This is a genomic window from Pseudoalteromonas sp. BDTF-M6, from assembly GCF_018334135.1.
Classification (GTDB): domain Bacteria; phylum Pseudomonadota; class Gammaproteobacteria; order Enterobacterales; family Alteromonadaceae; genus Pseudoalteromonas.
Genome location: NZ_JAGXTQ010000001.1, coordinates 753,819 through 766,961, shown reverse-complemented (window position 1 = coordinate 766,961; position 13,143 = coordinate 753,819). Strand labels below are relative to the sequence as shown.

At 50.1% G+C, this 13,143-nt stretch carries 12 protein-coding genes; 9 read left to right on the top strand and 3 right to left on the bottom strand.

Annotated features, from left to right (window positions below):
• Positions 1-129: 129 nt before the first annotated feature.
• Complete coding sequence (htpX, locus tag KD147_RS03450) at positions 130-990, top strand: protease HtpX (protein WP_212546897.1); 861 nt, start codon at positions 130-132, stop codon at positions 988-990.
• A 43-nt stretch (positions 991-1,033) separates the two neighbouring features.
• Here the strand turns inward: htpX and KD147_RS03445 are convergent, their stop codons facing one another.
• Positions 1,034-1,240 (bottom strand): hypothetical protein, encoded by a 207-nt coding sequence (locus tag KD147_RS03445; RefSeq protein WP_199883018.1) that lies wholly within the window; start codon positions 1,238-1,240, stop codon positions 1,034-1,036.
• A 104-nt stretch (positions 1,241-1,344) separates the two neighbouring features.
• Here KD147_RS03445 and KD147_RS03440 point away from each other — a divergent pair, with 104 nt between their 5' ends.
• Positions 1,345-1,821, top strand: a complete 477-nt coding sequence (locus KD147_RS03440; protein ID WP_212546896.1) for a GNAT family N-acetyltransferase — start codon at positions 1,345-1,347, stop codon at positions 1,819-1,821.
• 22 nt (positions 1,822-1,843) lie between these two features.
• On the opposite strand, the gene KD147_RS03435 is transcribed toward KD147_RS03440, so the two are convergent.
• Complete coding sequence (locus KD147_RS03435) at positions 1,844-2,383, bottom strand: TetR/AcrR family transcriptional regulator (protein WP_349304663.1); 540 nt, start codon at positions 2,381-2,383, stop codon at positions 1,844-1,846.
• 85 nt (positions 2,384-2,468) lie between these two features.
• On the opposite strand from KD147_RS03435, the gene KD147_RS03430 reads away from it, so the two are divergent.
• The 5 genes from KD147_RS03430 to KD147_RS03410 all read left to right on the top strand — a co-directional run bounded on the left by KD147_RS03430 (position 2,469) and on the right by KD147_RS03410 (position 8,577).
• Entirely contained in the window at positions 2,469-2,681 is a 213-nt protein-coding gene (locus KD147_RS03430) for a hypothetical protein (protein ID WP_212546895.1), read from the top strand.
• Positions 2,682-2,862: 181 nt separating this feature from the next.
• Positions 2,863-3,345 (top strand): 5-(carboxyamino)imidazole ribonucleotide mutase, encoded by a 483-nt coding sequence (gene purE / locus KD147_RS03425; RefSeq protein WP_105189681.1) that lies wholly within the window; start codon positions 2,863-2,865, stop codon positions 3,343-3,345.
• Between the two features lie 13 nt (positions 3,346-3,358).
• Positions 3,359-4,498, top strand: coding sequence for a 5-(carboxyamino)imidazole ribonucleotide synthase (locus KD147_RS03420; protein ID WP_212546894.1), 1,140 nt, complete (start codon positions 3,359-3,361; stop codon positions 4,496-4,498).
• A gap of 162 nt (positions 4,499-4,660) precedes the next feature.
• Entirely contained in the window at positions 4,661-5,881 is a 1,221-nt protein-coding gene (locus tag KD147_RS03415; RefSeq protein WP_212546893.1) for an endonuclease/exonuclease/phosphatase family protein, read from the top strand.
• A gap of 209 nt (positions 5,882-6,090) precedes the next feature.
• On the top strand, positions 6,091-8,577 hold the full coding sequence (locus tag KD147_RS03410; RefSeq protein ID WP_105254214.1) for a S9 family peptidase: 2,487 nt from the start codon (positions 6,091-6,093) through the stop codon (positions 8,575-8,577).
• A 69-nt stretch (positions 8,578-8,646) separates the two neighbouring features.
• Here KD147_RS03410 and rrtA read toward each other — a convergent pair whose 3' ends face one another.
• Positions 8,647-9,234 carry a rhombosortase gene (gene rrtA, locus KD147_RS03405; protein ID WP_212546892.1) on the bottom strand — a complete coding sequence of 196 codons (588 nt, stop codon included), beginning with the start codon at positions 9,232-9,234 and terminating at the stop codon, positions 8,647-8,649.
• 252 nt (positions 9,235-9,486) lie between these two features.
• Between rrtA and ggt the strand changes: the two genes are divergently transcribed.
• Positions 9,487-11,250: a gamma-glutamyltransferase gene (gene ggt / locus KD147_RS03400; protein WP_212546891.1), complete on the top strand. Its 1,764-nt coding sequence runs from the start codon at positions 9,487-9,489 to the stop codon at positions 11,248-11,250.
• 155 nt (positions 11,251-11,405) lie between these two features.
• Entirely contained in the window at positions 11,406-13,124 is a 1,719-nt protein-coding gene (locus KD147_RS03395) for an NAD-dependent malic enzyme (protein ID WP_212546890.1), read from the top strand.
• Positions 13,125-13,143: the final 19 nt, after the last annotated feature.

Genomic DNA, 13,143 nt, shown 5'->3' with positions numbered 1-13,143 from the left:
TCTCTTGATGCCGCCGTAGTTAGCCTATATATAGAACTCATGGCCAGAGTGATGCTATCCATTATGGGTCAAGGTCAACCCTAAGGGAGGACCCCTAATGAATAATCTTACTCGATTGGAGAATGAAGTATGAAACGTGTTGTGCTGTTTTTATTGACCAACCTGGCGGTAATGCTGGTGCTCGGGGTGGTGTTATCGATTATATTTGCCGTATTTGGTATTTCCTCACGCAGCATGGGCGGGATCCTCACGATTGCCGCGGTCTTTGGTTTTGGTGGCGCGTTTATATCTTTAGCCATGTCTAAATGGATAGCCAAGCGTTCAACCGGCGCCTATGTGATTGAACATGCCCGCACCGATACAGAGCAATGGTTGATGGCTACCGTGGCCGAGCAGGCCCAGCAACGTGGCATTAAAATGCCCGAGGTGGCGATTTACGATAGCCCGGAAATTAACGCTTTTGCTACCGGCCCTTCAAAAAACAATGCCCTGGTTGCGGTGAGCAGCGGTCTGCTCCATAACATGACCAAGGATGAAGCCCAGGCGGTGCTGGCCCATGAGGTTTCGCATGTTGCTAATGGCGATATGGTGACCCTGACACTGATCCAAGGCGTAGTAAATACCTTTGTGATCTTCCTAGCCAAGGTGCTAGCCGGTGTGGTGGATAACTTCCTAAGCGGCAACGAAGAAGAGAGCGGCCCAAGCTGGACGTATTTCTTATTCGATATGCTGTTTCAAATTCTCTTTGGCGTACTGGCATCCGTGGTTGTTGCCTATTTTAGTCGTAAACGTGAATATGCCGCCGACCGCGGTGCTGCCGAGCTAGTGGGCGCCAATAAGATGCGCGCTGCACTGGAGCGCCTAAAAGGCAATCGCGAGTCGCAATTGGAGGGATCAATGATGGCCTTTGGCATTGCCTCGGGGCGCTCAATCGGCGAACTGTTTGCGTCGCACCCGCCGTTGGATGCGCGTATCAACGCATTAAATTAAAAGTAATAATAAAAAAGGGCCGACAGGCCCTTTTTTATTGATCTTAGCTGCCCGCTTGTTCGCGCGCTTGCTGATTAGGCAGCAGTTGCTCGACGATTTCCCTGGCCGACAGGGTATAACGCACCCCATCGAACATCACCGAGGTATATTCATCGATACCTGTGATCCCCGTTAGCGTCCATCCCTCGCCACGCTGTGGGCAGTACACTGTGGTGGTGGGAGGGACCATGATAAATTGTTCTTGGCTCATGCTGTTGTCATTTTTAAACTTGCCGATAGCGCTAGTTTAAGGCAATAATTCCACAACTCAACCTCCGCTCCTCAAGTTTAATGATTGATTGCCCAGAAGGCTCGGTGACACTGCGTCCTATATGTCACAAAGATGCGCCAGATCTCTATGCGTTACTCACACACCCCGAGGTAGTGCGTTACAACGATTATGCCATGCCCTCAAAACAGCAGGTGCGAGACATTATTCAAGGGGATATTGAGCTCTTTCTAACGGGCGAGGGCGTGCGTATGGCCATCATGCATCAAGGGCAACTGATAGGCAGTTGTGGGATTTATGACGCCCATACCCAGGTGGCAAAACTAGGCTATGAACTTCACCCCTTGTTTTGGGGTAAAGGGTTGATGTATCACGCCTTGTCTTTGCTGCTATCGCATGGGGAGCAATATATGGGAGGGAGGGTGACGGCTGTGGAAGCCCAGGTTCACAGGGACAACCTGCGCAGCATAAGGCTATTACAACGCCTTGGTTTTTCCTTCGTAACAGAAAGCCGCTACCAGCTAATTTGGCACGGCGCGGAACTCAGAACGACCAAGGGTTAGCGCCAAAGCGCAGAGCCGCATTTTATAACAAGGCTATTTTGGCACTCAAACGGCGAACCAGGGTGGAGACATCCGGCCGCTCGCTGTTAAGCCCTTCAAGCAAGGTCATAAAGTAGCAATCCATCATGGCAGCGGCCCGCACCTCGTCATATTGCCGAGTACCATCGAATAACAGCTTTTTAAACTCTTCCATTTGCGCACTAAAAAACGCGCCTTGCCATACCAAGCCTTGCAACAAAGACTTACTGAATTCGATGTGCTGCAGATAAAACCGATAGAGATGTTGTGCGTAGTGGCGCATTTTCAACTTTGGCTGTTCAAACGTATCCTCATGCTTGGCCTTGGCAATTACCTCATCGATGTGCATCAGCATCAGCTGGCGCAGCAAATCATCTTTATTTTCAAAGTGGGTGAATAGGGTGCCGTTGGCAACCTGGGCAGTTTTGGCAATATCGCGTGTAGAAGTAGCTGCAAAACCGCGCTCCTGAAATAATCGCCAGGCCGCACTCATGATACGTTCGCGAGTTAATTGTTTTTTGCTTGTTACTTCTTTATCGCTCACAAAACACCTGTTTTAAAACTGGAAATGAGCGCGCTCAATAATTACAATGAGCGCGCTCAATTTTAAAATCGTTAAGGAAAACAGCATGAAATCAATTACTAACCTTGCCACCTGGGCTTTTGGCTATATCTTATTTATGCCATTTATCATTTTTTATAGTTATATCCTAGGTCCTATACTCAAAGCAATTTTACTGCCTGGCGGCTTAACCCTCTTGACGCTTATTTTAGGCCCCAAAGAGACGATAAGGGCATGGCGAGACGCTAACGCATCGGGTCAAAATAGCAAGTCCGGATAACACCATTTTATCCGCCAACTTGGCATGCTTTTTAGCTGGCTTTTTTGTATAATGCGCCGCAACTTATGTTGGCAAATGGCCAACCGCGGTGTGCTGGCGTACCCCTCAAGTCAATTGTGCTTGGCGCCGGCACGGGTAAACTGCAGTTAAACTAGTATCGTTATTGACCCGAGGAGTAACAATGAAAGTAGGTATTATTATGGGTTCCAAGTCTGATTGGCCCACTATGCAACATGCAGCGGATATGTTGGATAAATTTGGCATTGACTATGAAACCAAGGTGGTATCGGCACACCGTACTCCTCAATTATTGGCAGACTATGCCTCATCAGCCGCCGAGCGTGGCATCAAGGTCATTATCGCCGGTGCCGGCGGTGCTGCTCACCTTCCAGGTATGGCCGCGGCCTTTACGTCTTTGCCCGTACTAGGTGTACCAGTAAAATCGAAAGCCTTAAACGGTGTTGATTCCTTGCTATCTATTTGCCAAATGCCTAAAGGCGTGGCCGTGGGCACCTTAGCCATTGGTGATCCGGGTGCCGCCAATGCCGGTTTGTTAGCGGCACAAATCTTAGGTTGTCAGCAGCCAGAGCTACTAGCAAAAATCGATGCTTTCCGCAAAGAGCAAACCGATACCGTATTAGCCAACCCTAACCCAGCTGAATAAGGGGTAGGCTTCAATGAAAATGTTAGTGCTTGGGGCCGGACAGTTAGCGCGAATGATGGCGCTGGTTGGTGCCCCCTTGGATATTCATATCTATGCCTATGATGTAGGATCAAAGCAGGTCGTTCACCCTGTTACAGGTGAAAATTATGGCTTAACACTGGAGCAGGCGATTGCCGAGAGCGAACGCATTACCGCCGAATTCGAACACATTCCTGCTGATGTATTAGCCCTGTGTGAGCAAAGTGGTAAGTTCTTCCCAGGGAAAGAGGCCATTGCCTGTGGTGGTGACCGCGCAAAAGAGAAAGCCTTGTTGGAGCGTGCCGGTGTTCCGAGCGCACCTTATGTGTTGGTAACCGAGCGCAGCCACTTCGATAAAGCCATCACCGAGTTGTCGTTACCTTTGGTGATTAAAACCTGTCAAGCGGGATACGATGGTAAGGGTCAATGGCGCCTAAAAGACGCCGCGGATGCGGACACTATCTGGGCTGAAATGGTCGAGTTTTTACAAAAGGATGCGCAGCACAGCATTATTTGCGAAAAGATGATCCCGTTTGAGCGCGAAGTATCTGTGATCGGTGCCCGTGATCACCAAGGCAACCTGGCCATCTATCCGGTAACCGAAAACGAACATACCAATGGTGTACTGACTCTGTCGGTGGCCGGTTTGGTAAATGACAGTGTGCAGCAGCAAGCCATTGATGCCTATCGCAAATTGGCTAATGAGCTTGACTATGTTGGGGTATTGGCCATTGAGTTCTTCGACGTCGACGGCCAGCTTCTCGTTAACGAAATAGCCCCTCGCGTGCACAACTCAGGGCACTGGACGCAACAGGGTGCCTACAGCTGTCAGTTTGAAAACCATGTGCGTGCCGTAGCCGGTCTTCCTTTAGGCGATACCGAGTTATCGCGCCCAAGTGCGATGATCAATGTGCTGGGTCAGGCGGCTATTCCGGCCGAGGTGCTAAGCGTTGCACAAACCCGTAGCCATTGGTATGGCAAGGGTGTGAAGCCGGGTCGTAAGATGGGTCATATTAATGTCAGTGCAGATACCTTGCATGCTCTGGGTCAGCGCCTGGCAGAGTTAGCAGCGCACCTTCCCGAGGAGCAATACCCGGGCGTCGCGGCCATGGCTCAGCGACTTATTCTAAATTAAGCGATAATTTAGGTGAATCCATAAAAACCGAGCAACAGCTCGGTTTTTTTACCTCTTTTAATTACAAAGTCAAAGCCTTAGCTGCTACCATAATGGCCTTGTACCAATTTTATTAGTTTCATGGGTACAAGCCTTCTTTCGTCAGCTTATATGGAACCCAGTATGAAAGTACAATGTCGGGCTTTTTCTCTTGTCAGCACGTTATTGATCAGCGTTGGCGCTGTGAGCGCCAACACCTCTTCGGCGCTTCAATCTCTGGCCTCACAGTCAGCGCCGAGCATACGCATCGCAACCTTTAATGTGAGTATGGACGGCTCTAATTACAGTAAACACTTTACCTCACTCACCGAGTCTCCATTGCCTCAGTTACTGGCCGAGGGCACTCACCCACAAATCCATAATATTGCGACCATTATTCAGGCCGTGCGCCCGGATGTGATTTTACTCAATGAATTTGATTTCACCGCTGACTGGCAAAAAAATGCAGCGTTATTTCAGCAACATTTCCTCGGCCAGGCACATGATGAGTATCAGGGAATTAGTTACCAGTACAGCTATGCGGCACCAGTGAATACCGGGGTTGCCAGTGAGTTTGATTTCGATGGGGATGGCAAAAAAAGCGGCATAGCCGGTGATGCCTATGGTTTTGGCTTTTATCCCGGCCAATACGGCATGCTGTTGTTGAGCCGCTTTCCCATCGATAACGAAGCGGTGCGAACCTTCCAACATCTGCCCTGGCATACGCAAACGGGGGCTGTGGGCCCTACACTGAACGGCCAAGCCTTCTATGATCAACAAACCTGGCAGGCCGCACGCCTAAGTTCCAAGTCGTTTTGGGATATTCCATTGACGATTAACGGCCAGCGTTTGCATATTCTCGCTTCGCATCCAACGCCGCCTGTGTTTGACGGCCCTGAAGACAGAAATGGTCTGCGTAATTTTGCTGAGATTAAGCTATTGGCGGACTATATCGCTACGGATGTCCCCGATTACCTTATTGATGACAAGGGTCGCCGCGGCGGTTTACAAGGAGCGGGGCGCTTTGTGATCCTCGGTGATTTAAATGCAGCGCCGCAAGGGCCAAAGGCGCGTCCCGCGGCCATTAATCAGGTCTTAGAGCATCCTAAGGTAGACAGCGGTGTAACGCCTCAGAGCAAAGGCGGTGCCGAGTCGGCAACCGAGTCATACGCCAAGTATTATACCGCCAGTTGGCAGGCTCGCGCCGACTATGTGCTGCCTTCTAAGCAGGGATTACGTGCGCTCGAAGGCGGCGTTTACTGGCCGGCAAAAGGCGAAGCAGGTTATGAATTGGTGCGCGATAGGAGGCTCTCTTCGGACCATCGTCTGGTTTGGCTGGATGTGCAGATACTTACAAATGAATAAACGTAATTGTTCAAATTATGGTCTATATTTATAGGGAACAGGTTCATAGCTTGTTTTATTGCTAGCGCAGAGTTTTGGTCAGCAACACTTGCTGACCTTTTTTTGTGCCGTTATTCGCCTCGTTAAGCGCGTATTTAATCTAAAACACCTGTCTTTATTGTCGAGTTTTTGCTTAAATCTTGGCACCTGCAATTTCAATACTAATAATTATGTTTCATAAAACTGTGCTAGCGGCCACCGTTGCTTCTAGCTTTATCCTCGCGGGCTGTCAAAGTACGGCGTCACAAAGTGATGCTCCGACTAGCCTTGAGTCCAGCACGATTGAAAAACAACAAGTATCGACTCCTGCTAAACCAGGCTCTATTGCCATCACCTTAGAGCAGGCGATGGCCCATCCCGATTGGTTGGGTAATCAGCCCGAAGGTGCATTTTGGCGCGCCGACTCAGGTGCGGTGATCTATAAGCAGAAACAGCAGGGCAATGAACTAAGAGATCATTATGTTCAAGTGCTTGGCGACGATGCAGTCGTGGTGCCTTTAAAAGAGCTTCATACTCTGGGCGCTGACGGTGCGGTCATGAGCAAAGATAAGCGTCTTCAGGCTTATGTTTTTGAAGGGGATATCTTTGTTAAGGACATGGTTAACAATACCCTGATCCAAATTACCAAGACCTCTGCCTTTGAATCTAAGCCACAGTTTTTAAATGATAACTCTTTGGTATACAGAGTCGGCAACCTGTTTATGCAGGTTGATTTAAGCACAGGTCAGCGCAGCGAGCTGGTGAACCTTAAGCTTGAAGACACGCCGGTGAAGGTGAGCGAGCCGACCAGCTACATTGCCAAAGAGCAGCATAAGCTGATCGACTATGTGGCCTTGCAGTTAAAGAATAAAAAAGATGCCGCTGCACGCCAACAAGCGCTGATGGATGAAAATGACTCGGTCATCGATGCCAGTATCTACCTGGGCGAGAACAAGCGCTTAGTGGATGCCCAGCTATCACCGGATGGCACCAAGCTTATTGTGGCCCTAACCGACACCCGCAGCTGGCGTGGTGAAGGCGATATCATGCCTAACTACATCACCGATGATGCCGGTATCGATGCGGTTCCGGCTCGTCGTCGAGTGGCCGATGCCAAGCCGCAGGAAACCGAACTGGTGTATATCGACCTGGACAACAAGCAAAAGTCGACCTTGACCTATAACACCCTGCCAGGTTGGGATGAAGATGTTTTGGCCGAGGTTAAGGCTGAAAACTATGCCCGCGAAGGCAAAAAGTACACATCTGAAAAGAAGCGCCGTGAAATCAATTTGATGATGGACTGGGGCTGGGATCAAAGTGCTATCCAATGGAACAACGCCGGTACTCAGGTCGCGGTGATGCTGGAAGCCTGGGATAACAAAGACCGCTGGATTGCCACCGTTGATTTCAATGGTAAAAAGCTGGTTAATCAGCACCGTTTACATGATGATGCCTGGGTCAACTACACCTTTAATGATTTTGGTTGGTTCAACAACAGTGACACCTTGTACTACCTATCCGAGCAATCGGGTTACAGTCATATCTATACCAAGGCGCTCGATGGTAAGGCGACTCAGCGCACCAGCGGTGCATTTGAGGTGTCTAACCTGACGCTCAGCGACGATGATGCCTACCTGTACTTTAAGGGTAACAAAAAGCACCCGGGTATCTATGAAATCTATCGCCTGGCGTTACAAGGCGGTGAGGTTGAAGCGCTGACCGACCTTAACGGCATGACGGACTATGTACTTAGCCCGGATCAGAGCAAACTGTTGCTGACGCACTCGACCATTATGAATCCACCTGAGCTATTTGTGATGGACGCGGCCCCTAAGGCCGAGGTAACGCAACTGACTCACACGGTATCCGAGCAGTTTAAGGCCACCAAACTAGTAGCGCCGCAAATTGTTGCCGTACCATCAAGCCACGGCGAGCAGCCTGTGTATGCCAAGGTGTATTACCCAAGCGACTACCAAGAAGGTGAAAGCGGTAAGACCCGTAAGGCAGTGATCTTCAACCATGGTGCCGGTTATCTACAAAACTCACACTTTGGTTGGTCCGGTTATTTCCGTGAATTTATGTTCCATTCATTACTGGCCAGTGAAGGCTATGTGGTCATGGATATGGATTACCGGGCATCAAAAGGCTATGGCCGTGACTGGCGTACTGCCATTTATCGTCAGATGGGTACACCGGAGACCCAGGATTTGCTTGACGGTATTCAATGGATGGCTGAGCATGCCAACGTTGATACCGGCGCCGTGGGCACCTATGGTGGCTCATACGGTGGCTTTATGACCTTTATGGCTCTATTCACCGCGCCAGATGCATTCCAAGCCGGTGCTGCACTGCGTCCGGTCAGCGACTGGGCTCATTATAATGCGCCATACACCTCGAACATCCTTAACCATCCGGATGTGGATCCCATCGCCTATGAGCGTAGCTCGCCGATTTATTTCGCCGAGGGCCTACAAAAGCCATTACTGATCAACGCGCCCATGGTGGATGATAATGTGTTCTTCCAGGACGTAGTGCGTCTGGTACAGCGCTTTATCGAGCTGGAAAAAGAAAACTTTGAGACGGCCATCTTCCCTGTGGAGCCGCACGGCTTTATCCAACCTTCAAGCTGGTTAGACGAATACCGTCGTATCCATAAGCTGTTTAAAGAAAACCTATAGTGGTTGAGTGTTAACAGCATAAAAAAGCCCGGGTCTCCCCGGGCTTTTTTATTTGCTTCTCTAGATAAGCTAATTTACTGGCGAGCGCGATGCCTTTAACCAGTGCAATGCGGCCAGCGCCACACCGCCTATAACGCCAAATAAATGCGCTTCAATGGCCACCCGGGAGGCGATGAGGGTTTCTAAGTCGGCACTGGCGCCGATAAACTGCTCATAGCCCACCTTGACCAATACGCCTAACAACAAGAGGTAACCGGTTTTCTCGCCGCTGCGAATATCCCTCAGTGCGCCATAAACTAATAAACCGTGTAAGGTGCCGCTTAGGCCCACATAAATATCGATGTTGTCGGCAAACAAATAAATAAGCCCGGTGCACCCCACTGATATGCTCACGACCGCCAGCCAATAGCCGCGAACCGTAAAAAAGTGACCATGGAGTAGCCACAGTGCACCGACCCCGGCCATATTCATTAATAAATGGGCACCATTACTGTGACTAAAATTGCCACTGAGCAGTCGGTATATTTGCCCTTCATTAATGGCAGCGCGATCAAACTGTAACAGGGGGTTAAGGTCGAATACCATGATCAGGGTGCAGAATATGATCAGGGCTAAAGGCGCAAACAGGGTCGACTTTTTAAACAAGGATTGAAACATAGGGCGATAATCTATTATTTTTTGCGTATTGTGCCCGTTTATACCAATTCTGTTAAGTATGTGATCAGATATAGCGCTGGATAAATGATATGCTCACAAGGCGGAGTTTTTTCTTATGTAGTTATTCTACATAGAAAAATCCCAACACAGTGAGCATGATATTTAGCCCGCTAGAATGATTAGCTATTTAAGTGAATTGGTATTTCCCTTAAGATGCCAATCTTAAACAAGACAATGGACCCTGGCATTTTTATGACTTTTTCTAAATCCCTGCTGATCCTTGCAGCCTCTCTTTTTCTTACTATCGGCTGCGTTACCACAGAACAACCCGGTGCCACCAAACAGGTACTCGCTGATAGAGAACCCGAAGCTACCACCAGTATCGTCACTAAGCACCAGGTTGTCGGTGATAAGTACATGGTCGCCGCCGCGAATCCCTATGCGGTAAGGGCCGGCGAAGCGGTCTTGGCCAAAGGCGGTAGTGCCATCGATGCGGCCATTGCCGTGCAATTGGTCTTGACCTTGGTTGAGCCACAATCATCGGGTATAGGCGGCGGTGCCTTTATTATGCACTATGACGGTCAAGGGCGTCAGTTAACCACCTTTGATGGTCGAGAAACCGCACCACAGGCGGCTACCCCTGAGTTATTCCTTGACGCCGAGGGCAAGGCGGTACGCTGGATAGATGCGGTTGTCGGTGGTCGCTCTGTGGGCGTACCTGGGGTGATGAAAGCCCTGGCCGACGCGCATGCAAGATATGGCACCCTGGCCTGGGAAGAGCTGTTCGGTGATGCCATTGCCTTAGCCGAGCAGGGGTTCGAAGTGTCTCCGCGACTGCATAACCTGCTGTCCCGACGCATAAACCCGGGCGTTGAGAAATTACCTGCGGCGAGCGAGTACTTTTTCCCCGGCGGTGAGCCCCTTGCAGCGGGCACCATTCGCAAAAACCCGCAACTGGCGGCCTTATATAGACAGATGGCCGAGCAGGGCGTTGCGGCGTTTTATCAGGGTGATAACGCCGCCGCCATCGCCAATGCCGTGCAGCATAGTGAAGTGGCACCAGGGCTGTTAACCACCGCGGATATTCAAGCTTATCAAGCCAAAGAACGGGCTCCTATTTGCGTTGGCTACCATGGTTACCGCGTGTGCTCCATGGCGCCGCCGAGCAGTGGCGGTATGGCGGTACTGCAAATTCTAAAATTGCTGGAGCACAAAAACCTAAGTCAGTACCCGGCTAACGACCCTGAGGCGCTGCATTATTTCACTCAGGCCTCGCGGTTGGCCTTTGCAGACCGTAATGTCTATATGGCGGACCCGGATTTTCAGCCTGTCCCCACTCAGGCCCTGATGGACACCGCTTATTTGGACAAGCGTGCGACGCTTATCGGTGAGCGCGACCAAAAGCAGCGTCATGGTAACCCGGTTGTGGGTCTAAGCTATGCCGAGGATGACGCTTTTGAGCTCCCAAATACCAGCCATATTTCCATTGTTGATGCCAAGGGCAATGCCGTGTCCATGACCACCTCAATTGAAATGGCCTTCGGCTCGACCGTGATGGTTAATGGGTACTTGTTAAACAACCAACTCACCGATTTTGCGCTCTCGCCTAAACGTGATGGTAACTACGTGCAAAACCGTGTTGAGGGCAAGAAGCGCCCCCGAAGCTCGATGGCACCGGTGATGGTGTTTAATGACGACGGCTCACTGCGCCTGGTGATAGGCTCTCCCGGCGGCAGCCGTATTATAAATTATGTGGCGCACAGCATCATCGGCGTGCTCGATTGGGGACTAACGGCACAACATGCCATTAATATGCCGCGTCTGACTAATCGCAACGATCTGACTACCTTGGAGCAGGGCACCGAATTGGCAAAGCTTAAGGCGCAATTTGAGTTGCGTGGCCATGAGGTGCGCATCGGCGACTTAAACTCAGGCCTACATGCGGTGGAGGTGATTGACGGCAAACTCTACGGCAGCGCCGATCCTCGACGTGAAGGCATTGCTCTGGGTCAGTAGGGCGTCAATGTTAATATAAATTCATGGGCTTGTTGGTTAATTGCTAACAAGCTCAAAAACTGGGAATGAATACGTAATCTAACCGATTTGGGTTTGCAATTTGAGCCCAAGGGGCAATAATATCAGGCAATTGTATTCTGCGCTAAGTAGGCATCATGACTGATAAATCATCCGCATCTCAAACACAATCCAGCGATCCAAATTATCTTTATATTCCTTATTCCGGCCCCACTCTGTTAGAAACGCCTTTATTAAACAAAGGCAGTGCATTTACCCAGCGTGAGCGTGAAAGCTTTAACCTGGCTGGCTTACTACCGCCACGCTTTGAAACCATCGAAGAGCAAGTCGAGCGTTGTTATCAGCAGTATTCGAGCTTTCGTGACAACCTAAACAAGCATATCTATCTGCGTGCCATTCAAGATAATAATGAGACCCTGTATTACCGTTTGGTGCGTGATCATATCGAAGAGATGATGCCCATCATCTACACGCCAACCGTGGGTGATGCCTGTGAGCAGTTCTCCGATATTTACCGCAGTTCTCGTGGTCTTTTTATTGCCTATGAAGACAGGCACAATATCGACGATATTCTCCGTAATGCCACCAAGGGCAAGGTCAAGGTCATAGTAGTGACCGACGGTGAGCGTATCTTGGGTCTGGGCGACCAGGGGATTGGGGGTATGGGTATTCCTATCGGTAAACTTTCCCTGTATACCGCCTGTGGTGGCATTAGCCCGGCCTATACATTGCCAGTGATGCTGGATGTGGGCACCAATAATGAGAAATTATTGAACGACCCCATGTACATGGGTGCCCGCCATCCACGTATCAGCCAGGCGGAATACGACGAGTTTCTTGATCTCTTCATCAAAGCGGTTAAACGCCGCTGGCCGAATGTGATGTTGCAGTTTGAAGACTTCGCGCAACCTAATGCCATGCCATTGTTAAAACGCTATCGCGATGAGATCTGTAGCTTTAATGACGATATACAGGGTACCGCCGCGGTGACCGTAGGTACCTTATTGGCCGCTTGTCGCGTCAAGGGCACGAAATTAAGCGAGCAAAAGGTAGTGTTCGTTGGCGCTGGCTCTGCAGGCTGTGGTATTGCCGAGCAGGTGATCAGCCAAATGGTGTCAGAAGGCATTAGCGATGCCCAGGCGCGTAGTCAAATCTTTATGGTTGACCGTTTTGGTCTGCTCAGTGAAGGCATGGAAGGCTTGCGTGATTTCCAGCAGGCACTAATGCAGTCTCAGGATAATCTAGCACAGTGGAAATACAGCGGCGATTATCCGTCCTTATTGGATGTGATGCACTGCGCCGAGCCGGGTATTTTAATCGGGGTGTCAGGTCAGCCTGGCCTCTTTACCGAGCAGGTTGTGAGTACCATGGCCGAGAATAATCCTCAGCCGATTATTTTCCCGCTGTCTAACCCATCGAAACAGGTAGAGGCGCACCCACAGGATGTGCTTAACTGGACCAATGGCGAGGCCATTATTGCCACCGGCAGCCCGTTCGGTACTATTAACCATGAGGGTAAGGATTACACCATTCCCCAGTGTAACAACAGCTATATCTTCCCGGGCATCGGCCTTGGCGTGATTGCCATTAAAGCCAAGCGCATTAGCGATGAAATGCTGATGGCCGCCAGCGAGACCTTGGCGTCGAGTTCGCCGTTAGCCAACTCAGGGATGGGCAGCCTGTTGCCGCCTTTGACTCAAATTGAAGCCTTATCTAAACGTATCGCTTTTGCCGTTGCCAAAGTCGCCATCGAGCAGGGTGAGGCGCTGGAGGTCAGTGATGAAGATATCATTAAGGCCATAGACAAAAACTACTGGCATCCCGAGTATCGCAACTATAAGCGTGTGAGTATTTAATCGACGCCTTTCCAGCAAA

Bases quoted from the DNA above. Each gene is read 5' to 3' on its own strand.
- KD147_RS03395 (WP_212546890.1), top strand. From the start codon at position 11,406: ATGACTGATAAATCATCCGCATCTCAAACACAATCCAGCGATCCAAAT.
- ggt (WP_212546891.1), top strand. From the start codon at position 9,487: ATGACTTTTTCTAAATCCCTGCTGATCCTTGCAGCCTCTCTTTTTCTT.
- KD147_RS03410 (WP_105254214.1), top strand. From the start codon at position 6,091: ATGTTTCATAAAACTGTGCTAGCGGCCACCGTTGCTTCTAGCTTTATC.
- KD147_RS03415 (WP_212546893.1), top strand. From the start codon at position 4,661: ATGAAAGTACAATGTCGGGCTTTTTCTCTTGTCAGCACGTTATTGATC.
- KD147_RS03420 (WP_212546894.1), top strand. From the start codon at position 3,359: ATGAAAATGTTAGTGCTTGGGGCCGGACAGTTAGCGCGAATGATGGCG.
- htpX (WP_212546897.1), top strand. From the start codon at position 130: ATGAAACGTGTTGTGCTGTTTTTATTGACCAACCTGGCGGTAATGCTG.
- KD147_RS03445 (WP_199883018.1), bottom strand. From the start codon at position 1,240: ATGAGCCAAGAACAATTTATCATGGTCCCTCCCACCACCACAGTGTAC.
- KD147_RS03430 (WP_212546895.1), top strand. From the start codon at position 2,469: ATGAAATCAATTACTAACCTTGCCACCTGGGCTTTTGGCTATATCTTA.
- rrtA (WP_212546892.1), bottom strand. From the start codon at position 9,234: ATGTTTCAATCCTTGTTTAAAAAGTCGACCCTGTTTGCGCCTTTAGCC.
- purE (WP_105189681.1), top strand. From the start codon at position 2,863: ATGAAAGTAGGTATTATTATGGGTTCCAAGTCTGATTGGCCCACTATG.